Consider the following 21,630-nt stretch of genomic DNA (forward strand, 5'->3'; position numbering starts at 1 on the left):
GCCATTGCCACTAAGTATATGAATGGTGATGCATTAATCGACGGCGAACGCATGTTACTCGATGGCTTAATTGCTGAATGGCATGAGCGTTTATCCAGCATATCTTGGTTTATGCGCTGCCTGAACGAAGAGATTGCCCGTAAAGCCAATCGAGAAGATGAGTGCAAAGGCGCCTTCTGGGAAGGTCGTTTTAAATCCCAAGCACTGTTAGATGAGCAAGCATTACTGGCGTGTATGATGTACGTTGATTTAAATCCTATTCGAGCAGGCATTGCCGATTCTTTGCAATCCTCTGATTTTACATCGATTCAAGAGCGCCTGAATGCACTTTCCCCTACCAGCGTCACACCACTGATAACCCAACCCCCTGTAGATAACACTCAACCATTACCACACAAATCCCTTGCAAAATTTGAGGGTGCAACGCATATCCATCAGCAAACGGGCATCCCCTTCCATTTTGCCGATTATCTTGAGCTTATCGATTGGACTGGCCGCGCCATCCGCCATGATAAAAAAGGCTTTATCGATAACCTACGACCTAAGTTGCTTAATGAGTTAGGGATTGCATCCGATGCCTGGTTACTTTCAGCCAAGGAGTTTCGTCGCCAGTACAGTGGTGTAAGCGGTCGATGGGATGCAATGTGTGCATTTAAACACAAGCAAGGTGGCAAATGGTGCCGAGGAAAATCCCATAGCCAAGCACTACATCCCGAGCAAATTAATGGACTTACACTGCGTTAAATTGCCCCAATAACAAATATTCGACTCAGTCTTAATGCTTAAGATTGGGGGCTATCTAGTCCCAATTTTGCGAGATGTAAACAAGCGCCTAGCTAACCATGATCCTAATTGCAGACAAAACGACTCAGAAGGCAAAATTTAAAACATTTAAAATCAAATAATTACACCAGAAGGTAAGCAGAAGGTATCTTTTCTTCCTCCAGAATAAAGTCATCCTCAGAAAAGCGCCTAGCGCAGATGATTAAAGTTCACAGGGAAAGATAACAATGACAAACTCACCGAAACTAGCTCGCCAACAACCCGCCTTATCTATTGTCGATGATGCTGCATTGCCCGCAACTCAGCATGCAAAGGCTGCCGAGTTACCGCTGAACTTTTTCGAGCATTCTTCCCTCGAGACCATTGAGCTCTTTATTCAACATTTAACTGAAGCCATGATCTTAGTGAATGCCAATGGCTTTATCCGTTCGTGCAATCAGCGCAGTGCCGAGCTGCTCGATTGCCCGCAGGCGAGTTTAAAGGGCCAAGACTGGCGCAATTTTTTGACTGAACATCATCAAGCGCGCTATGACAATCTCCTGAGCCACGATGTGCAATTAGGCACCAACTGTGGTCAACCCGTGCAGCACCCTGCGCAGGAAACCACACTGATCTGTGCCTCTGGTAAGGCCAAAGATGTGGAGTTATCCATCTCTTATATTCCCAGCCATGACCCCGTATTTGTGATGGTGATGCACGATTTAACTCACCATAAAGCAGAAAACCAAAAACTACGTAAGCTCGCCGCCACCGACTCCCTCACCCAACTGGCGAACCGTCGCTATTTTGATGAAATGCTGCAACAACACTGGGAAGAATGCACCGCCAAACTACGTCCTATCAGCGTAGTCATTATCGATGTGGATTATTTTAAGGTGTTTAATGATCAGTTTGGTCATATCCAAGGTGATGAATGCCTTAGAAAAATTGCCAAAGTGATCGCCACTATTGTGCCTATCGACATCGGTCTTGCGGCCCGTTACGGCGGCGAAGAGTTTGCGCTGATCCTACCTAATCACAATGCCAAAATGGCGCTGACCATAGCGCAAAAAATTCAGCAAGGGATTAATAATATTCGTTTTACTGACCAAGGGCTCAGGGATTATGTATCGGTAAGTGCCAGCCAAGGGATTGCCAGTGAAGTCAATGGCCAGTTCCGTACCTCACTCGCCATGGTATGCGCCGCCGATACCGCGCTTTACCGCGCCAAGGCCGATGGTCGCGATAGAATTAATACCTCGCTGTGATGATATTTGTCTGAAATAAAACCAAAGGTTTATGCATGACATAACCACAAGGATGTCACCCATGAAAACCTCAAAAAACATTTGTTTAAGCTCGAATAACTTAGTTCAAGACCTCGCTCAAGAAACATCAGAAAATACGGCTAAAGTCGTTTTATTAGGCTCGAAAACACTCGATATTTTCACTTGGCAAGCTTGGATAAAAAACCAACATGGAGGACTAGTATTTCAATATTGTTGTGAGTTTAATCATACGGGCTTTATTGTGAAGATAAATGCACTTGGCAATATTGAATCGGTTGTTAATAGCCGATTATTATCGATTGAAATGGCTTCGATGTCAGGTGGTTTAAATGATGATTATTGGCATTTATTATCCATCAGCTACCAATATCATAAGCTAAAATGTTATATCGATGGCGATGAAATCGAAGTTCAACAGCAAATTATCCCTTTAACAGATAACCGTGTATTAAAGGCTATGTCCAATAACGCATTATCTTTTGAAGGAGAAATGACTAACATCAGTTTAATTGAACACTACTTAACAGACTATCAAATCCTAAATTATTATCTGCAACCTGATAGTCAGTCATCTATCACCGAAAACAATATTTATACTGCACAAGATAAACATTCCCTAAAAAACATTCATTCAAACCAACTTAACTCAACAAGGCAAGATGTGATGCTAGTTATTTTTAATGACACTAAATATAAATTCATTAAAAACAATCTAACCACAAATAATTTCAAAAAACAGCTATCTAATATTATTCCAGCCAATGATCGTTGTGCTTATATAATTGAATCAAATAATCAAAATTGGCCACACTTTATTTATCATGCTAATTATTTTTACGAAGAGGATCCCGATATTGCGTTAAATTTTGATATATTAAAATCTCTCACACCTAATCGTTCCCGTGTTCATTTGCAGCTTACCAACGAACTGACATTTGATTGCTTTATCAGTCAATCTACTTCGAGTCGATTAATCGCCGAAATTCGTATCAGTGAAAATATCAATTTTACGCTAGCCAAACATGCTCTGCGCTTTATTAAGGATTATTAAAATCCTAGGATTGAGCGTTGCTCGCTCCGACAAGCGGATGAGCACTTAAAGACTGAAGCGAACCCCGTTATAGCGTGGATCATAAAAAGCCCCTTACCATTTGCAATACAGCGACCTTTTATCCTAAATACCTGCGTCTAAGTATGCGATATCAGGATCGTCTAATCCCAATAAAATGCTCCCCCTTCGAAACAGCTAGTTTGCACGATACCCAAAGCACAGTCGAATACCTCGCTAGCCTAGCTAGATATTTTAGGGCAAACTCAGCGTCCTTACCCGTTGGACTGTTTCTACAGTACTGGACTGTACGCTAAAGGTGACACATGAATCCACCTCCTACTTTGGCCTTGCTCTTTGCCCTATTGGCTGCCACCTTAATGGGCACGATTGGCGTATTCGCACGCTTTGCAACTCTGCCAGCCGAACATATTACCTTTTACCGCCTGCTACTCGGCGCGCTGTTTTTAATGGTCTATATGTTGTTAACGGGTAAAGGACAGCAAATTCGCCATAAACCGAGCAAACGCACCTTGATAAATGGCGCAATGCTCGCCGGATTTATGGCTTTTTATATCGAGGCTATTCAATACACTCAAATGGCAACCGTGATTATGATCATCTACCTCGCACCTGTGGTAGCGTCACTCTTTGCGCACTTTGTGTTTAATGAAAGACTCAACCGATTCAGTATGGCAAGTGTGGTACTCGCCTTAGCGGGCTTTATATTAATGCTCCCCGTGACATCGAGCCAATCGCTATATAATTCTGAAATATTGGGATATTTTTATGCATTATTGTCGTTACTGACCTATAGTGGCTTTATCTTAATCAACCGCAAACCAAGTGCCGCCTCGCCCTATCAAAGTACGCTGGTACAGTTAGGTGTTGGCGCTTTATGCCTACTTCCCTTAGTGTTAATCACACCATTAGTACCCAGCCTGAATCAATTTGCTTGGCTGCTGGCAATTGGGTTCTTTCCGGGATTTTTAGCTATTCTGTTTGCAGTAAAAGCTCTAAATCAATTGCCATCAATCACCTACGGCGCACTCTCCTATGTGGAACCTGTGGTGGCGGTCACTCTGGCGTGGTGGTTATTTAATGAAACATTAACCGCACAGCAATTGATAGGTGTGGCGCTGATAATGCTGGCAGGTATAGCACAAGGTTGGTTAAGCCAATACAAAGCCCTAAAAAGCTCTGAAAATCCCTCTGTTTGCCACCATGAATAAATGAGTAAAATATAAACTAAATCTTTTTGATAGGAGCATCACTTGAAAAAACTACTCTTAATGATCAGTGCTTTGGTCCTGACAGGCTGTCTAGGAATGCCTAACTACGTCGAACCCGTTAAAGATTTTAAACTCGACCGCTATTTAGGCAAATGGTACGAGATTGCGAGGCTTGACCACTCCTTCGAGCGCGGATTAACCCAAGTTTCTGCCGAATACAGCCTTAAGCCCGATGGCGGCGTTAAAGTCATTAATCGGGGCTATTCTGCCGCCAAACAGGAATGGAAAGAAGCCGAAGGTAAAGCCTATTTTGTGAATGGAGAGAACGAAGCTTACTTAAAAGTCTCCTTTTTCGGGCCGTTTTATGGTTCGTATGTAGTCTTTGGGCTCGACCAACAAAATTATCAATACGCCTTTATCTCGGGGCCAGATACGGATTATTTATGGCTACTAGCCCGAACTCCAACAGTATCCCCTGAGGTGATTAAGCAATTTGTCGACATGGCCAAAGCCAGAGGCTTTGACACTGACAGCTTGATTTATGTCGAGCAACAAGCCGAGGCAAAATAATAACCGCTAAGCCGAGGCTAACACTCAAGGTAAACACCATAAACAAAAACGCCGCTCATTAAGCGGCGTTTTTTATCTGTGCATTTAAGGCTATTTAAAACAAGTAATTAGCCTTCGATGCCCTTGCTCGCGAGGAACTCATCATAGGTGCCCTTGAAGTCATTCACACCGTTAGGAGTAATTTCAAGGATACGGTTGGCCAGTGACGATACGAATGCACGGTCGTGACTCACAAACAACAGCGTGCCTTCGTATTTTTCCAGCGCGTTGTTTAAGGATTCGATCGATTCCATGTCCATGTGGTTAGTCGGTTCGTCGAGCATCAGGATATTTGGCTTTTGCATAATCAGCTTGCCAAATAACATACGGCCCTTTTCACCACCCGACAGCACCTTTACAGACTTTTTAATATCGTCGGCGCTAAACAGCATACGGCCTAAGATACCGCGTACCGCTTGGTCGTCATCTTCAGGTTTACGCCATTGGCTCATCCACTCGAAGAGGGTCATATCGTTTTCAAAATCAGACTCATGATCCTGCGCGTAGTAACCGATATTGCTGTTTTCAGACCATTGGATATGGCCTTCATCCTGTGGAATATCATGGATTAAAGTACGCAGTAGCGTGGTTTTACCTACACCGTTCTCACCGAGGATAGCGATACGCTCGCCCACTTCGACAATCAGGTTTAAGTCTTTAAACAGTGGCGTGTCATAACCTTTAGCCAAATTCTCAACCACTAACGCATTACGGAACAGTTTCTTTTCCTGCTCGAAACGAATGAATGGGTTAACACGGCTAGAGGCTTTAACCTCATCCAGCTTGATCTTATCGATTTGACGGGCACGAGAAGTCGCTTGTTTTGCCTTAGAAGCGTTAGCAGAGAAGCGAGCAACGAAGGTTTGTAGCTCAGAAATTTGCGCTTTCTTCTTGGCGTTGTCAGCTAGCAAACGCTCACGGGCCTGAGTCGCTGCTAGCATATATTCGTCGTAGTTACCTGGGTAAACACGCAGTTCACCGTAGTCTAAGTCTGCCATATGAGTACAGACTGAGTTTAAGAAGTAACGGTCGTGCGAAATGATGATCATGGTGCTATCGCGTTGGTTCAAGACGTCCTGTAACCAACGAATAGTGTCGATGTCCAAGTTGTTGGTAGGTTCGTCGAGCAGCAGCACATCAGGATCTGAGAAGAGGGCCTGCGCCAATAATACCCGCAGTTTTAAACCTGGGGCGATTTCAGACATTAGACCGAAATGGCTTTCGATACCGATACCTACGCCAAGTAACAGTTCACCAGCGCGAGATTCGGCGGTGTAACCGTCCATTTCGGCAAATTCCATCTCAAGGTTTGCCACGGCAATGCCGTCTTCTTCGCTCATTTCAGGTAAAGAATAGATACGGTCACGCTCTTGCTTGACCTTCCACAGTTCACGGTGGCCCATGATAACGGTGTCAATCAGCGTGTATTCCTCGTAACCGAATTGGTTCTGGCTGAGTTTACCCAGACGCTCATTGACGTCTAAAGATACGTTACCGCTGCTCGGCTCTAGATCACCGCAAAGGATCTTCATGAAGGTTGATTTACCGCAGCCGTTCGCACCGATAAGACCGTAACGGTTACCGCCGCCGAATTTAACTGAGATGTTTTCAAACAGTGGCTTAGCGCCAAACTGCATGGTGATATTCGCTGTTGTGATCAAAATGAACTTCCAAATCGAGTAATATTGGCCAGACTATTGGCAGTGCATATAAGCATAAACCAATTTCCACCAGCCTGAGGGGGTAAAAATAAACGTGGCACTATAGCAGTTTGGGTTAAATTATCAACTAAAAAGGCCCCGTTAGCCGCGAATGCTTAAGCGATTCTGAGCCATGTAACCCAAAGATAACTGTTTATTTAACCTGAATTTTTACAAATACAACCCAAGATAATCCTATTGGATGGCAACTGAATTAACATTGCATTTTTAGCCAGACAATCCAAATACCGCCCACTGAACTGGGCGGTATTTGTAAGCCCCCACTCACTCGCGGGCCGATAAACAATACCAATACGTTACAGTTTTTGCTGTCTTAAACGGTTCGCATTGGTGACCACAGTTAAAGAAGACAGCGCCATCGCAGCCCCTGCAATCACAGGGCTTAACAGCATACCCGTGAGCGGATACAAAACGCCCGCCGCCACTGGGATACCTAAACTGTTGTAGATAAAGGCCCCAAACAGGTTCTGTTTAATATTGCGAATGGTCGCGCGGGAAAGTGCCAATAAGTTAGCAATCACTATCAGCTGATGGGACAGTAGAGTCATATCCGCGCTTTCGATCGCCACCTCAGTGCCCGATCCCATGGCGATCCCCACATCGGCGCTCATTAAGGCAGGCGCATCGTTGATACCATCCCCCACCATGGCAACCACATGACCTTGCTGTTGTAAGGCTTTAATATGCTGTTGCTTTTGCTCGGGTAACACGCCCGCTATCACTTCATCTATCCCCACTTGAGCTGCCACCGCCTGCGCCGTTTGCAGATTATCTCCGGTCAGCAGTACTACGCGAATCCCCTGTGAACGTATCGCGCTTATCGCTTCTTTGGCGTCGTCCTTGATCGGATCGGCAATGGCGATAGTGGCCACTAACTTGCCCGCCCTAGCGACATAAATCGCCGTCTTGCCCTGTTTGGCAAATTGCGCGGCGGCTTCTATCGCAAAGCCTGAGTGGTTGCCTGTCACGCCCTCCCCTGACTGCACATCAAATGCCGCCATTAAGGCTTGATTACCCACTAAAAAGTCGGCGCCATCGACTCGCCCTTCAATGCCCTTACCCTGATGATTGGTAAAAATCTCGGTTGCGGGTAATGGAATCGAGGCTTGCTTAACATAGCTGACTATTGCGCTAGCTAGCGGATGCTCTGAATGCTGCTCAAGACTGGCGATCGCGCCAAGGAGTGCGCGCTTGTCTTCATCACTGAATTTTTGGTCATTAGGAGCTTGGTCATTACCTTCAATCCAATGGATATCAGTCACTTGGGGTTTACCCTGAGTCACTGTGCCTGTTTTATCCAACACTACACAATCGACCTTGCTGGCGCTTTGCAGTGCTTCACCATTTTTTACCAATACGCCCATTTGAGCGGCGCGGCCAACGGACACCATGATAGACATAGGTGTGGCTAAGCCTAAGGCACAGGGACAGGCGATGATCAGCACGCTGGTGAGCACCACAAGTGCATGACTGAGCGCGGGTTCTGGCCCAACAAAATACCAAATCGCCGCCGCGAGTAAGGCGATAACCACAACTGTTGGTACAAACACCGCCGAAATTTTATCGGCCAGACGACCAATCGGCATCTTAGAGGTTTGCGCCTCCTGCACCAGTGCGATGATTTTGGCAAGGCGCGTATCCTGCTGCCCAGCGGTCACTCGGTAGACTAAACTGCCGTTACCATTGACAGTTCCCGCGCTCAGATTATCCCCAACATGCTTTGGCACCGGAATAGGTTCGCCCGTTAGCATGGCCTCATCGAGTAATGACTGGCCGGACTCCACCACGCCATCGAGTGCGACCCTGTCGCCGGGGCGAAGTCTGAGTTTATCGCCTAATTTAAGCTGACTGATTTCAACCTCTTCATCGCCATTGTCGCCAATACGAATCGCGGTAGAAGATTGCAGGCCGAGTAAGCGCTGCACCGCTTCGCTAGTTTTGCCCCGAGCTTTGAGTTCGAGGGCATGGCCTAAGTTAATCAAGCCTAAGATCATCACGCTCGCCTCAAAGTAAACGTGGCGAGTATCCATTGGAAACGCACTCGGAATAAGCACCACCAGCATGGAATAAAGCCATGCCGTGCTGGTACCTAACACGATTAAGGTATCCATATTGGTGGTTTTGGCTTTAAGCGCGCGCCACATTCCCTGATAGAAATGGCGCCCGGTACCGACTAAAAGTGCTAAAGTGACTAGGCCCATAATGCCCCAGCCAAGCTGCATGCTAGGGCGATTAATCATCATTTCGCCGCCCAGCAATCCCCATAACATCATAGGGATACCGACAGCGAGCGCGGCGATGGCCTGACGCATCCGCAGGCAATACTCTGCCGCATCTTCGACCCGCTTTTCCTCTGCGGCCGCCTTTGCGTCCACGATCAATTGAGCGGGATAACCCGCCTTGTCCATAACAGCCAGCGCCGCATCACTGCTCATCTTGCCATCGACAGTCACTTGCTTATCGGCGAGATTGATACGGGCACTCACATTCGGTTCGGCCGCAAAGGCCTTTTCAATTTTGGCCACACATCCCGCACAATTCATGGTGGCGACATAGAGTTTTATCTGCGACATGGAAGATCCCTCACTTGAACTTAACCGCTATAGGGTTAAGATAAAGTCTCCCATCACGGGAGAGTCAAGGGTGTTTTTGTGGCAAGTATCACACTTGTCTGCACGAGTCTTTAGAACAGATAAGAACTGAGGTCAGTATGAAAATTGGTGAAGTCGCGAAGCACACAGGGTTAAGCGTCAAAAGCATACGCTATTACCACGATATCGGCCTTGTCTGTGGCGAGCGTAACGAGGCGGGATACAGGGTGTATCGCCATCGGGATATCGAATCGCTGAAATTTGTCCACCAGTGCCGCGACTTAGGTTTTAGCCTCGAGGATTGCAAACTCCTGCTTGGCCTTCGCAATAACGACAGCCGCAATGCCGAAGATGTGAAGCAACTCACCCGCAACCATTTGGCCTATGTTGAGGAGCAAATTGGTAAATTGCAGAATCTTCGTAGCCAGTTACAACAAATGGTCAGCGAGTGCCAAGGCGGCGAACAGCCCCACTGCGCCATTATTGATAGTCTTAACCATCAACCCTAAGCTCTTTTCACCTTTTAATGCTTAAGTGCCGCCACATTATCTAACTGCAACGCTGGCAATTTACCTGCTGGTGTAAATGAAAACACTTGCCCATAAAAGGCTAACTCGGTTTCTAATCCCGCCGCTTTATGCTCTGGCGTGCGTCCATCACTTGCGTCATCGCCATAATCGATATAGGCCGTCGGCACACCTTTGGCTTTAAGGGCATCATAGATTTGCCGCGACTGCGCCGTCGGTACAATCTTGTTTCTCAAGCCTTGGAAAATCAGCAAAGGTTCATTCAAACCATCTAAGTGATTGAGTGGCGATAACTCGCGGTAGCGTTCCTTCTTCTCTGGATAGGGGCCGATAAGTTGGTCTAAATAACCCGACTCAAACTTATGGGTTCCCTTAGCGAGCTGCTCAAAATCGCTGATACCCTCATAGCTCACACCCGCTTGAAACACATCATAAAACGCTAGCGAAGACATCACAGTTAAGCCACCGGCGCTGATGCCGCGAATTGCTAACTTATTGGCGTCTACCCAGCCCTTAGCCACTAAATACTTTGCGGCATTAACCGCATCCTCTACATCGCTTTCACCCCATTTGCCATAAAGGCTTTGGCGATAGGCGCGGCCAAAACCACTGCTGCCGCGAAAGTTTAAATCCAACACCGCAAACCCGCGGCTGGTCCAAAACTGGATTTCACTGCGATAGGCCAGTGAAGCCCGCGCCGTCGGCCCGCCATGTAGCATCACGATAAGCGGCGGCCTTGTGTCGTGGGGCGCCACGTAATTAGGGTTCACAGGGCTGTAAAAATAACCATAGGCCTGCTGATTTTTACCGGTAGCGAAGGCTATATTTTTCGCCCGCGAGACATAGTTGGGATCAAGATTCGCGAGCGCTGGGGCGTACACAAGCTCAGTGCCACGCCCAACAACGCGATAAATACCTTTCTCTGGTGTTGCCTTAGCGCCAACAAAATAAACACCATCTTCGCCCTTTACCACCTGAGTGATCTCAGCAAAATCAACGGCAAGAGATTCGGTCAATCCGGAATCTAAGTGCATACGCAGCAATGCGGCTCGATTGCCTTCAACGTAGCTCGCGATGAGAGTCGAAGCATTTTCAAAGGCATAATTATGGTTACCTAAACGCCAATCCGGCACCGCAAACTCGGCATTTTTACTCAACACAGGCTCTAGGGTTTCCCTAGGGGTGACGCGGTAAATGTTCCACCAGTTACTGAGATCGGACACCACATATAATTTACCGTCGAGGCCAAATAGTGGCTGAGTCACCGAAGAGTCCTCTGGCGTACTCACCTTGCGAATATTTTTTAATTGACCTTTGCGGTCAAGATCCCCAAGCCAGAGCACACTCTTATCCCAAGGCATATAAGGATGTTCCCAAGTGATCCACGCCAATTGGGTGTTATCGGGTGAAATAGTCGGGGAAGAAATAAAATCATGACCCGTAACAAAGGTATCGCCTTCACCGGCAAAGTTAAGATTGATAGTCACCAGGCTCGCTTTCGGTTCGCCGCCCTGACGGTGATCTTCACGCACGCAAATAATCCGTGAGCCCTTAGGATATGCCACACAATCGGCATGACGGGTACCATTGGGAGTTAACGGCAATGGTGGCTGATTAGGCGCAAAACGGTAAAACAGCTGATCCTGCAATTTAGTGGCAAATAGGCTCTGACCTATGCCCAAAAACGCCGCACCGCCATACTCATGCACAGTAGATTTAACATTAAAATCAGGAGGAACCACTTCAGTGACCTTGCCAAGATCATCGAGACGCTTGATACCAACTTTGCCTTGGGCACGTCCGCTCGATTCTGCAAAATAAATCGCATTACCTACACTTTGTAGTTCAGCAATATCATCGGTTCGTTGAAAAACCTCAGCAGCAGACAAAGGTGATTGCCAGCTGCCATAGGGTGCAACTTTAATGTCGCCGCTTTCCTTGGCAGATTGATCTTTTGTATCCGTACGCTCACACCCGCCGAGTAGCAGTAACACTGCACTTAGCAAGAATGGAAAATAGCGTCCTAACCCCATTGTGTTCCCCAAGTTTGCAAACTAAAACAAACCGTAAATATGCAAATCCCCTTAAGGGCTTATTTTTTGACTTTTTTAACAAACCATTTCAGTACGCTAGCTTGTTGTACTTGCGTCAGACCAAAGTAAATACAAATCCAAGGTGATAACAGAAAAAACCACGGGATCACGGCGACCGAACGACCACTGAAGAGAAGAAAAAAGAAGCCTCCGTAAATCACTATGACTCCTAAGGCACCGACAATCAGCATCATCCGCTTGGTAATTTTTTCCAGCCAAAGGGCTTTATCCTGCCATGACATTCAGATAATCAACTCCAATACGATAATGTCAACTCTATTTGTAAAGTTATGTAAAAAAGTAGCGTGCGATTGTTGAAGGATAGCCAGTAAATGTCAACCTCCGAACAACTCTTACCCAAGCTAACAGACTAAAAAAAGAGACCTAACTTTAGCCAACAAAAAACCGAGCAAACGCTCGGTCTTGTTTATTATCAATAAGATAATCTTTTATAAGCGGATACCGCCATCCACTTCAAAGACACGACCATTTACATAATCGTTTTCGATAATAAAGCGTACGGTAGAGGCTATCTCCTCCGCTTGGCCTAAACGGCCAACGGGCACAAGCTTCTCTAAACGCTCTAAGGCTTCAGGTTTCATTGCCGCCGTCATTTCGGTGGCAATCACCCCGGGTGCTACCGCCGCGCTACGAATATTGTAACGCGCCAGTTCTTTTGCCCAGCCCACAGACATCGCCGCGACACCCGCTTTAGAGGCCGCGTAATTAGATTGTCCTACGTTACCCGCTTTAGCTAGGCTAGAAATGTTCACAATCACCCCTGCTTGACCAGACTCGATCATCGCCGCAGCCGCCTCACGGCCACAGAGGAAGGTGCCAGTGAGGTTAACATTGATAACCGATTGGAATTGGTCAAATGACATACGGTCAGTCACTTTGCCGTCTTTGGCTTTGACTAACATACCATCACGCAGGATGCCGGCGTTATTCACTAATACGTTGATTTTGCCAAAATCTTCCAATATGTAAGCAAAGCCTGCGACCACATCTTCTTCGTCGGTAATATCTAACGCATAACCTTGGACTTCGGTGGCTGAGCCTAAATCAGCACAGGCGCGCTCGAGTTTTTCTTGATCCACATCGATCAGCGCCAACTTAGCGCCCGCCTGCGCAAAATTGTGCGCCATTGCTAAGCCTAAACCACCCGCGCCGCCAGTGATGACGACAACCTTATCTTTTAAATCCATCTGGTTATCCCTTGTTTATCTATTTTTTAAGTGGTGCAAATTGTTCAAAAATACTGGAGAAGTCTCGGCGACCATTGCCTTGTCTTGCATGATTCACATACAAGCTGCGCGCGAGTGAGCCCATGGGTGTACTCGAATTGCTCAATAATGCGGCTTCTTGGGAGAGGCCGAGATCTTTAACCATCAAATCTACCATAAAGCCGCCCTGATAGCCCTTAGAAGAAGGCACATTCTCCATCACACCCGGGCAAGGATTGTACTTTTCAAGCGTCCAGTTACCGCCACTGCTGACCTTCATAATGTCCGACAGCACTTTAGGGTCGAGACCATGGTCAATCCCCATTTGCAACGCCTCAGAAGTACCGACCATCAGCACAGATAACAGCATGTTATTACAGATTTTAGCGACCTGACCGGCACCGGCACCGCCCGCATGGAAGATATTCTTGCCCATGGCATTGAGTACGGGTTGCGCGCGCTCAAAGGCGATATCCGAACCGCCACAAATAAAGGTTAAGGTTCCCGCCGCAGCCCCCGCCGTGCCGCCCGATACTGGCGCATCGATAAATTCGATACCACTCTTAGCCGCTTCGGCCGCCACCAATTGAGCGCTTTGGGCATCAATGGTCGAGCAATCAATCAACAAGGTATCGCCAGCGACCACCTCGAGTAGGCCTTTATCTGTGCCATTACCAAGATATAAACTTTTTACATGCTTGCCTGCGGGCAACATAGTGATCACCACATTCGCGCCCGCTGCGGCGCCGCAGGCGGTGGTAGACACTAATGCGCCTTGCTCGGCCAAGGCTTGCATGGCGGCAGGCACTAGGTCGAAGACACGTACTGTCATGCCCGCTTTTAATAAATTGGCCGCCATTGGGCCGCCCATATTACCTAAACCGATAAATGCTACTGTACTCATGCCATCACTCCTGTGTTCTGGTGTGTTTATTATTCCAGATAGTTGTTATTCCAGATAAAAATGGCAGGCAAAGTGCTAGCTTTACCTGCCATCGATTGGCTTAGCTTAATTGGCTTAAGGGATGTTCCTCTCCCCAAGGTGAGGTCAACATGTCCTCGATAACGCTGTTTGGCACGGATTGCACATCGGCAAATTGCCATTTGGGCTGTCTGTCTTTATCAATCAGCAGTGCCCGTACGCCTTCACAGAAATCGCCCTTAGCGCAGGTGTTCACGCTGACGGTTAATTCCCATTTAAAACATTGTGCTAGGCTGAGTTTGGTGCCGAGTTGGGTTTGGATATACGCCAAATGCCAACTGATAGGACTGCCAGCAAGCATGGTCGAGCAGGCTTTATTTAACCATGCTTCATCGGTGCTTAAGGTCGACATACGGCTGACGATATCGGTTAAACTGCCCGCCATCAGTCGGTCGACTATCTCTTGGCTCTCGGCCAGTAAACTATCACCTTTAGGAATATCAACTTGGTTCGACAGTTCGTTAATCATCGAGTCGAGTCGTTGATGGTTCAGCGCTGGCGTATCGCTCCAGTCGAGGGTCGCCATGGCATCGAACATCAGCTCTTTGTCGTCACGATTCAGATAATGATCGGCAAGGCCAACGTAACAGGCATCGGCGGCGTTCATTTGATAGGCCGTTAAGCCTAAAAACAGCCCCATTTTGCCCGGCATGCGGTTGAGGAAATAACTGCCGCCCACATCGGGATAAAGCCCGATGGTGACTTCAGGCATAGCGATACGAGAGGTTTCGGTCACCACTCTATGACTCGCGCCCGCCATCAAGCCGAGACCACCGCCCATCACTATGCCATCACCCCATACCAACACAGGTTTGCCAAAGGTATGTAGTAGATAATCGAGACGATATTCTTCTTCAAAGAATACTTTAGCAACCTCAGTCACCTGTCCCTTAGCAGCAACTGAGGCGTGATATAACGCCCGCACATCGCCACCCGCACAAAACGCCTTTTCTCCGCTGCCATCGAGTACCACACAGGCGATTAACGGATCTTTTTTCCACAAATTGAGCTGCACCGTCATGGCTCGAACCATATCGAGATCCAAGGCGTTGAGGGCTTTTTCAACATTGAGCGTCACCACCCCAACTAATTTACCTGAGGCGGTGGCTAAAGTTTGAAAAACCACATTTGGTGTGGTGGACGTGTGTGCAGCCTTATCTACTAAATTTGTCATTAGCGGTTCTTCCAATCAGCTTTACGTTTTTCCAAAAACGCGTTCACGCCTTCGGCCTGATCTTCAGTATCGAACAAACCGACAAACAGTTCACGCTCTATCGGTAAGGCTTGGCTACGCGGCATTTGGCGCCCAGCTTGGATTAATGTCTTACAGGCGGTGACGCTGCTTGGGCTTTGATTCGCCACCTTCGCCGCAAGGGCAATGGCCGCATTTAAAGCTTCACCCGTTTCAACCACTTCCTCGACTAAACGCAAATTCAGCGCTTGGGCGGCACTCACCCGCTCACCGCAGAGGATCATGCGTTTTGCCCAACCTTCGCCCACTAAAGCAGTGAGGTTTTGGGTACCGCCCGCACAGGGCAGCAGGCCAACGGTCGCCTCAGGCAGTGCCATCACGGCTTGGGTTTCGGCGATACGAATATCACAGGCCAGCGCGACTTCTAAGCCGCCGCCCATGGCATAACCGTTAATGGCGGCAATCGACACGCCGCGGAACTGGCTTAAGGTTTCAAATGCTTCGCCAAAGTGTTTTGCCATGCTCGCCGCATTGCCCTTATCACCGTCGCTAAACAGTTTTAAATCGGCACCCGCGGAGAAAAACTTGTTGCCCTCGCCAGTTAACACCAGCGCGTAAATGTCCTTGTTGGCATTAAGCTCCAGCACTTTGGCCTTGAGCGCCTGTAAACTCTGGGCGGTCCAAGTATTGGCCGGCGGATTGTTCATGGTCAGAATGGCCGTGTGGCCTTCAATACGCTCAACTAAATAGTCCATCTGTTTCGGCTCCCTTATATTTCCAATCTGTTATCGCCAAATCCTACAGTCCAATTAGGGCAGCTTAAAGGATTTGTCCGGCATTTTCGTCGAGTAAACGACGGGCGATAATGAGGCGCATAATTTCGTTAGTGCCCTCTAAAATCTGGTGTACACGAACATCACGGAAGTGACGCTCTAACGGATACTCCCTGATATAACCATATCCGCCATGAATTTGCAGCGCCGCATCGCAAACTTGAAAACCCACATCAGTAGCAAAGCGCTTCGCCATCGCACAATAGGCGGTCGCTTCTGGATCGCCACTGTCGAGTTTAAAGGCGGCCAGACGCACCATTTGACGCGCGGCCACTAATTCGGTCGCCATATCGGCAAGCTTAAATTGCAGCGCTTGGAAGGCTGCCAGCGGCTTACCGAATTGCTGACGCTCGTTCATATACTGGGTTGCACGCTCTAGAGCCGCCTGCGCCGTACCGACAGAGCAAGTAGCGATATTGATACGGCCACCGTCTAAGCCTTTCATCGCAAAGGTAAAACCTTGGCCTTCTTCACCGAGTAGGTTTGCAACCGGCACGCGCACGTTATCAAAGGTGACTAAGCGCGTCGGCTGCGCGTTCCAGCCCATTTTATCTTCAGCTTTACCGTAGATAATGCCTTCACTGTCGGCAGGAATGGCAATAGCCGAAATCCCCTTTGGCCCGGCTTGACCCGTGCGGCACATCACCACCAGCAATTCAGTTGAACCTGCACCCGAGATAAACATCTTAGAGCCAGATACCACGTATTCATCACCCTCACGCACCGCTTTGGTTTGCAGTGAAGCCGCATCCGAGCCTGCGCCGGGTTCTGTTAAGCAGTAAGAGGCGAGCATTTGACCCGTGGTCAAAGGCTCAGACCAAGTTTGACGCAGAGTATCAGTACCCCAAGTGGTGACCATCCAAGTGGCCATATTGTGAATCGTCAGCATGGCCGTTGAGGCTGTACAGCCCTTTGCCAGCTCCTCAAAAATAATCGAGGCATCTAAGCGTGATAAGCCCATGCCACCTTCCGACTCGGGGGAATACAAGGAGCAGAAACCCAGCTCACCGGCTTTTTGGATCACATCCTTCGGGAAATGATGTTCTTCGTCCCATTTGGCGGCAAAGGGGGCGAGTTCATCCGCCGCGAACTGGCGGGCTAGATCGGCAAATTGGCGTTGGTCTTCGTTGAAATTAAAATCCATTTGGCTCTCCTATGACTCTTTGGCCATTTCTTTCGTCAATATCTTTTGTGTAATACACAGTGAATTTATCAGCAGGCTTATCATCAATGGACGCCAACTGCGCCACGTTTAGACTAAATAACCTGCCGTTTCACAATGCGTTGAAACTGTTTTTTAAACCGCTTAGCGCAAGTTAATGCTCATATTAGGGCCAGCTGCCACCGCAATGTCCGACTCGAACCAGCGGGAAGTAATGGTTTTAGTTTCAGTGTAGAAACGTACCGCTTGCTTACCGTAGGCGTGTTGGTCACCATAGAAACTGCCCTTCCAACCCGTGAACGAAAAGAAAGGTAATGGCACAGGGATAGGCACGTTGATACCGACTTGGCCGACTTCGATTTCGTGTTGATATTTACGGGCTGCGGCGCCGCTGGCGGTAAAGATAGAAGTACCATTGCCGTACGGGCTGGCGTTAACCAGTTCGATGGCATCTTCTAATGAATCAGACTCCATACAGCAGAGCACTGGGCCAAAGATTTCTTCTTTGTAGATGCTCATATCGGTCGTGACCTTAGTGAACATAGTCGGTCCGACCCAGTTACCTGACTCATAGCCCGCCACGCTAAAGTCGCTGCCATCGAGTAAACACTCAGCCCCTTCTTCCTTACCTTGGGCGATAAGTTTGAGCACGCGCGCTTTAGCAGCTGGGCTAATCAGCGGGCCGTAACCGGCTTCTTTATCGTCCCATAAACCTGGGCGAACCTTTGCCAGCGCTTCTTTGAGCTCAGGGATCCACTCTTTGGCCGCGCCGACAAATACCGCGACAGAAATCGCCATACAACGCTGCCCCGCAGCGCCAACCGATGCGCCCACTAGGTTGTTGATCACTTGCTGCTTATTCGCATCGGGCATGATCACGCAGTGGTTTTTCGCCCCAGCAAAGGCTTGCACGCGTTTTAAGTTATCGGTACCGGTTTTATAGATGTATTGACCTACAGCCACAGAGCCGACGAAGGAAATGGCTTTCACCGCAGGATCGGCCAGCAGGATATCGACCGCAGTTTTATCGCCATGCACCAGCTGTAATACGCCCTTTGGCGCACCCGCTTCGACAAATAGCTCAACTAAGCGCTGCGGCGTCATAGGGTCTTGCTCTGATGGCTTAAGGATAAATGTGTTACCGCAGGCAATCGCCAGTGGGAACATCCACAGTGGGATCATCGCAGGGAAGTTAAACGGCGTGATGCCCGCACACACACCCAGAGGCTGAGTGTAGCTGTAGGTATCGATTGAACGCGCGACGTTCTCAACGGTTTCGCCCATCAGTAATGAAGCAATGTTGCAGGCATGTTCCGCCACTTCAATTCCGCGCCACACATCGCCCTTGGCATCCTCAAAGGTTTTGCCGGTTTCTTTGGCAAGGATAGTCGCCAGTTCGTCGTGGTGTTCTTTTAACAAGTGTTGGTAGCACAACATGACACGGGCACGCTCAGACACAGGTACTTCTTTCCACGTCTTAAAAGCCGCCTTGGCACTGGCGATGGCCGCGTGGACTTCATCGGCCGTAGCGCTATTAATAACGGCAATCGGTACGTTATTGGCGGGATTGGTCACCACGATTTGTGATGTACCAGTGCCTGTGGTGAATTCGCCATCGATGTAATGCTTAACTTGTGTGGTCATGTTGCAATCCTTTTCCTTGTTTAGGGTCGAGCTGGCGGTGCGATATTATGTTTATCCTCAGCGGGATGTTTGCCCTTGCTAGCTCAGTCTTGGTCTTGTTGATTGTTTTGCCGTGATTCGCGATAAGCCTTTGATTAGACTTCGATAGCCATAGCTGTGGCTTCACCGCCACCGATACAGAGTGAGGCTACGCCGCGCTTAAGCCCACGGGCTTTAAGTGCATGAATTAAGGTCACCAGCAAACGTGCACCCGAGCAACCGATAGGATGACCTAAGGCACAGGCGCCACCGTTAACGTTCACTTTGGCCATATCTAAACCTAATTCAGAAACGGCCAGCATAGTCACCATGGCAAAGGCTTCGTTGATTTCGAACAGATCAACCTCATCCTTAGACCAACCCACATTGCTCAAAAGTTTTGCCATAGCGCCAACGGGCGCTGTGGTAAAGAGTGATGGCTCCTGGGCATGGGTTGTGTGGCCCTTGATGGTGGCCAGCACTGTTAAGCCTAACTGCTCGGCATTGGCGCGCGTGGTTAACATCAGCGCCGCTGCACCATCGGAAATCGAGCTTGAGTTTGCCGCCGTAATAGTGCCGTCTTTAGCAAAGGCGGGGCGCAGTGCGGGGATTTTTTCAGGACGGGCGTTACCTGGCTGCTCATCGGTATCGATAATTACATCACCACGGCGATCGCTTACCGTGACGGGCACAATCTCCGCCTTGAAGGCGCGAGATTGAATGGCCGCGTTGGCTTTTTCGAGCGAGCTTAAAGCAAACGCATCCATCTGCTCGCGGGTTAAACCATATTCGTCGGCAGTTTTCTGGGCAAATGTGCCCATAGCACCACCAGTGTAGGCATCTTCTAAACCATCGAGGAACATATGGTCTAATACCTTGCCATGACCCATACGCATGCCAGCGCGCGCTTTATCTAGCAAGTAAGGCGCTTGGCTCATGCTTTCCATACCACCCGCAACCACCAACTTAGCACTGCCCGCTTTGAGTAAATCGTGGGCAAGCATCACGGTTTTCATCCCAGAGCCACAGACTTTGTTTACGGTCGTAGCGCCAACAGACAGCGGTAAACCTGCACCTAAGGTTGCCTGACGCGCAGGTGCTTGACCCAGACCCGCTGGCAATACGCAGCCCATTAACACTTCATCAACCTTATCACCCGCAACTTGGGTATCAGCTAACAGGGCTTTGATGGCTGTGGCCGCTAAGCTCGGAGACGTTACGCCAGACAAACTGCCTTGAAAGCCACCCATTGGGGTGCGTTTAGCGGCAACAATAACGATCTCTTGGTTAAATTGTTCAGTACTCATGGGGACTCCAAGCTAAATGTGCCTTGGCGGTAACACACGCCAGCGGCGGATAAATAGTAACAATGAAACCACTCTGACGTTTACGCGAACGTAAAGCAAGTATTCCTTGGTCTAATGTATCGATTTTATCCACGTCAGATTGTCAGTCAGAATTTACAGTCGAGAGGCCTTAACGGCATTTGAAATGGTAACAAGGAGGAAGTGACTCAATAAAAGCGCTTGCCTTGCAGCAGGAACAAAACCTTACCAGCAGATGATGAACAGCGCTAAAGACAAATGAGGTTAACAGGCGAGCAAACAGTGGCTAAGCGAATGGTAAATTTATTAGTCAGTTCAAAAAATTCAAGCAAACAGAAACAGCATAGCGAGATAATTCGACAGGCATTGAGCTTAAGAAACCGTCAATGCCTGACAAACTAAAACAACGTCCCTACTGCGATTCCCATGGTGTCATCGCTGTCATATCACTCAGGTCGTAAGGCGTTAATTGGTAAACGTAATAGTTAAGCCAGTTGCTAACTAGCAGGCTACCATGGCTGTGCCAACGGGCAATGGCATCGGCCTTAGGATCATCGTTACGGTAATAGTTTTGTGGCACATTTGGGTTTAAGCCCTGCGCCAAATCCCGATGATATTCATCGTTTAGGGTGGATTTTTGATACTCAGGGTGACCCATGACAAACAGGTTGCGATTATTGCGACTGAGGACCAAATAGGCTCCTGCTTCCTCGGACTCTGCCAGCACTTGTAGTTCAGGATGTCGCTTAAGCTCCTCAATATCCATCTCGGCAAAGCGGGAATGCGGTGCAAAGAACTCATCATCAAATCCGCGCAGCAGCGGGAAATGCAGGCAGGTGCGGCGATGGACAAACACCCCTGAGCGCTTTTGCTCAAGGATTTTACGATTTAATCCATAGAGATGGTAAAGCCCAGCGTGCGCCGCCCAGCAGAGGAAGAGCACCGAGGTAACATGCTGCTGTGACCAATCGATAATTTCACGGATATGGTCCCAATAAGTCACATCTTCAAAATCAATTTGCCCTAACGGCGCGCCAGTGATGATTAGGCCGTCGTAGTTTTTATGGCGCACATCCTCAAAATCACGGTAGAAGGTGTTCATATGATCGATAGAAGTGTGCTTCGACTCTTTATCGTGAATACGCAGTAAATCCACATCCACCTGCAAGGGCGTGTTGCCTAAAAGGCGTAGAAGCTGGGTTTCGGTCTCAATTTTATTGGGCATCAAGTTCAGGATCAGTACCTTCATCGGTCTGATATCCTGATTGGCGGCCCGAGTTTCGGACATTACGAAAATATTTTCAGATTCTAAAATCCCTGCTGCTGGCAGATGATCTGGAATTTTAACTGGCATACCGCGCCTCTTCTGTTCAAAC

At 48.3% G+C, this 21,630-nt stretch carries 18 protein-coding genes; 6 read left to right on the plus strand and 12 right to left on the minus strand.

What is annotated here, in order from left to right:
- The 5 genes from SHEWPOL2_RS13760 to SHEWPOL2_RS13780 all read left to right on the plus strand — a co-directional run.
- On the plus strand, positions 1-744 hold a 744-nt coding region (locus SHEWPOL2_RS13760; RefSeq protein WP_037429119.1), incomplete at its 5' end, for a hypothetical protein.
- Positions 745-1,010: 266 nt separating this feature from the next.
- Positions 1,011-2,030, plus strand: a complete 1,020-nt coding sequence (locus SHEWPOL2_RS13765) for a sensor domain-containing diguanylate cyclase (protein ID WP_037429120.1) — start codon at positions 1,011-1,013, stop codon at positions 2,028-2,030.
- A 61-nt stretch (positions 2,031-2,091) separates the two neighbouring features.
- A complete protein-coding gene (locus SHEWPOL2_RS13770) occupies positions 2,092-3,102 on the plus strand; it encodes a hypothetical protein (RefSeq protein WP_050991367.1) in 1,011 nt (336 codons plus the stop codon).
- A 323-nt stretch (positions 3,103-3,425) separates the two neighbouring features.
- Positions 3,426-4,331 (plus strand): EamA family transporter, encoded by a 906-nt coding sequence (locus tag SHEWPOL2_RS13775; RefSeq protein ID WP_037429122.1) that lies wholly within the window; start codon positions 3,426-3,428, stop codon positions 4,329-4,331.
- Positions 4,332-4,373: 42 nt separating this feature from the next.
- Positions 4,374-4,901, plus strand: coding sequence for a lipocalin family protein (locus SHEWPOL2_RS13780; RefSeq protein ID WP_037429123.1), 528 nt, complete (start codon positions 4,374-4,376; stop codon positions 4,899-4,901).
- 107 nt (positions 4,902-5,008) lie between these two features.
- On the opposite strand, the gene SHEWPOL2_RS13785 is transcribed toward SHEWPOL2_RS13780, so the two are convergent.
- Together SHEWPOL2_RS13785 and SHEWPOL2_RS13790 are read right to left on the minus strand one after the other, a co-directional pair.
- On the minus strand, positions 5,009-6,601 hold the full coding sequence (locus tag SHEWPOL2_RS13785; RefSeq protein ID WP_083848330.1) for an ABC-F family ATPase: 1,593 nt from the start codon (positions 6,599-6,601) through the stop codon (positions 5,009-5,011).
- A 356-nt stretch (positions 6,602-6,957) separates the two neighbouring features.
- On the minus strand, positions 6,958-9,234 hold the full coding sequence (locus SHEWPOL2_RS13790) for a heavy metal translocating P-type ATPase (protein WP_037429124.1): 2,277 nt from the start codon (positions 9,232-9,234) through the stop codon (positions 6,958-6,960).
- Positions 9,235-9,371: 137 nt separating this feature from the next.
- Here SHEWPOL2_RS13790 and SHEWPOL2_RS13795 point away from each other — a divergent pair, with 137 nt between their 5' ends.
- Entirely contained in the window at positions 9,372-9,761 is a 390-nt protein-coding gene (locus SHEWPOL2_RS13795; RefSeq protein WP_037429125.1) for a Cu(I)-responsive transcriptional regulator, read from the plus strand.
- A gap of 14 nt (positions 9,762-9,775) precedes the next feature.
- Here SHEWPOL2_RS13795 and SHEWPOL2_RS13800 read toward each other — a convergent pair whose 3' ends face one another.
- The 10 genes from SHEWPOL2_RS13800 to metA form a co-directional block, all read right to left on the minus strand.
- Positions 9,776-11,812, minus strand: a complete 2,037-nt coding sequence (locus SHEWPOL2_RS13800; protein ID WP_037429127.1) for a prolyl oligopeptidase family serine peptidase — start codon at positions 11,810-11,812, stop codon at positions 9,776-9,778.
- A 59-nt stretch (positions 11,813-11,871) separates the two neighbouring features.
- A complete protein-coding gene (locus SHEWPOL2_RS13805; protein ID WP_037416867.1) occupies positions 11,872-12,114 on the minus strand; it encodes a hypothetical protein in 243 nt (80 codons plus the stop codon).
- A 207-nt stretch (positions 12,115-12,321) separates the two neighbouring features.
- Positions 12,322-13,080, minus strand: coding sequence for an SDR family oxidoreductase (locus tag SHEWPOL2_RS13810; protein WP_011717645.1), 759 nt, complete (start codon positions 13,078-13,080; stop codon positions 12,322-12,324).
- Between the two features lie 19 nt (positions 13,081-13,099).
- Positions 13,100-14,002: a 3-hydroxyisobutyrate dehydrogenase gene (mmsB, locus tag SHEWPOL2_RS13815; RefSeq protein WP_037429138.1), complete on the minus strand. Its 903-nt coding sequence runs from the start codon at positions 14,000-14,002 to the stop codon at positions 13,100-13,102.
- A gap of 100 nt (positions 14,003-14,102) precedes the next feature.
- Positions 14,103-15,254, minus strand: a complete 1,152-nt coding sequence (locus SHEWPOL2_RS13820) for an enoyl-CoA hydratase/isomerase family protein (protein ID WP_037429140.1) — start codon at positions 15,252-15,254, stop codon at positions 14,103-14,105.
- Complete coding sequence (locus SHEWPOL2_RS13825) at positions 15,254-16,027, minus strand: enoyl-CoA hydratase (protein WP_037429142.1); 774 nt, start codon at positions 16,025-16,027, stop codon at positions 15,254-15,256. Before SHEWPOL2_RS13825 ends, SHEWPOL2_RS13820 begins: the two co-directional genes overlap by 1 nt.
- 64 nt (positions 16,028-16,091) lie before the next feature.
- Positions 16,092-17,249, minus strand: coding sequence for an acyl-CoA dehydrogenase family protein (locus SHEWPOL2_RS13830; protein ID WP_037429144.1), 1,158 nt, complete (start codon positions 17,247-17,249; stop codon positions 16,092-16,094).
- Positions 17,250-17,411: 162 nt separating this feature from the next.
- The gene (locus SHEWPOL2_RS13835) at positions 17,412-18,911 is read right to left on the minus strand and encodes a CoA-acylating methylmalonate-semialdehyde dehydrogenase (protein ID WP_037429145.1); all 1,500 of its coding nucleotides are present in this window, start codon (positions 18,909-18,911) and stop codon (positions 17,412-17,414) included.
- Positions 18,912-19,045: 134 nt separating this feature from the next.
- Positions 19,046-20,236 (minus strand): acetyl-CoA C-acyltransferase, encoded by a 1,191-nt coding sequence (locus SHEWPOL2_RS13840; protein ID WP_037429148.1) that lies wholly within the window; start codon positions 20,234-20,236, stop codon positions 19,046-19,048.
- Between the two features lie 430 nt (positions 20,237-20,666).
- Positions 20,667-21,608: a homoserine O-succinyltransferase gene (gene metA / locus SHEWPOL2_RS13845; protein ID WP_037429149.1), complete on the minus strand. Its 942-nt coding sequence runs from the start codon at positions 21,606-21,608 to the stop codon at positions 20,667-20,669.
- Positions 21,609-21,630 lie beyond the last annotated feature (22 nt).

This window comes from Shewanella sp. POL2 (assembly GCF_000282755.1).
Taxonomy (GTDB): domain Bacteria; phylum Pseudomonadota; class Gammaproteobacteria; order Enterobacterales; family Shewanellaceae; genus Shewanella; species Shewanella xiamenensis.

What these genes read in the sequence shown, in the direction of transcription:
- SHEWPOL2_RS13775 (WP_037429122.1), top strand. Translation starts at nt 3,426, where the DNA reads ATGAATCCACCTCCTACTTTGGCCTTGCTCTTTGCCCTATTGGCTGCC.
- SHEWPOL2_RS13840 (WP_037429148.1), bottom strand. Translation starts at nt 20,236, where the DNA reads ATGAGTACTGAACAATTTAACCAAGAGATCGTTATTGTTGCCGCTAAA.
- SHEWPOL2_RS13825 (WP_037429142.1), bottom strand. Translation starts at nt 16,027, where the DNA reads ATGGACTATTTAGTTGAGCGTATTGAAGGCCACACGGCCATTCTGACC.
- SHEWPOL2_RS13795 (WP_037429125.1), top strand. Translation starts at nt 9,372, where the DNA reads ATGAAAATTGGTGAAGTCGCGAAGCACACAGGGTTAAGCGTCAAAAGC.
- SHEWPOL2_RS13830 (WP_037429144.1), bottom strand. Translation starts at nt 17,249, where the DNA reads ATGGATTTTAATTTCAACGAAGACCAACGCCAATTTGCCGATCTAGCC.
- mmsB (WP_037429138.1), bottom strand. Translation starts at nt 14,002, where the DNA reads ATGAGTACAGTAGCATTTATCGGTTTAGGTAATATGGGCGGCCCAATG.
- SHEWPOL2_RS13805 (WP_037416867.1), bottom strand. Translation starts at nt 12,114, where the DNA reads ATGTCATGGCAGGATAAAGCCCTTTGGCTGGAAAAAATTACCAAGCGG.
- SHEWPOL2_RS13770 (WP_050991367.1), top strand. Translation starts at nt 2,092, where the DNA reads ATGAAAACCTCAAAAAACATTTGTTTAAGCTCGAATAACTTAGTTCAA.
- metA (WP_037429149.1), bottom strand. Translation starts at nt 21,608, where the DNA reads ATGCCAGTTAAAATTCCAGATCATCTGCCAGCAGCAGGGATTTTAGAA.
- SHEWPOL2_RS13810 (WP_011717645.1), bottom strand. Translation starts at nt 13,080, where the DNA reads ATGGATTTAAAAGATAAGGTTGTCGTCATCACTGGCGGCGCGGGTGGT.
- SHEWPOL2_RS13835 (WP_037429145.1), bottom strand. Translation starts at nt 18,911, where the DNA reads ATGACCACACAAGTTAAGCATTACATCGATGGCGAATTCACCACAGGC.
- SHEWPOL2_RS13765 (WP_037429120.1), top strand. Translation starts at nt 1,011, where the DNA reads ATGACAAACTCACCGAAACTAGCTCGCCAACAACCCGCCTTATCTATT.
- SHEWPOL2_RS13790 (WP_037429124.1), bottom strand. Translation starts at nt 9,234, where the DNA reads ATGTCGCAGATAAAACTCTATGTCGCCACCATGAATTGTGCGGGATGT.
- SHEWPOL2_RS13820 (WP_037429140.1), bottom strand. Translation starts at nt 15,254, where the DNA reads ATGACAAATTTAGTAGATAAGGCTGCACACACGTCCACCACACCAAAT.
- SHEWPOL2_RS13800 (WP_037429127.1), bottom strand. Translation starts at nt 11,812, where the DNA reads ATGGGGTTAGGACGCTATTTTCCATTCTTGCTAAGTGCAGTGTTACTG.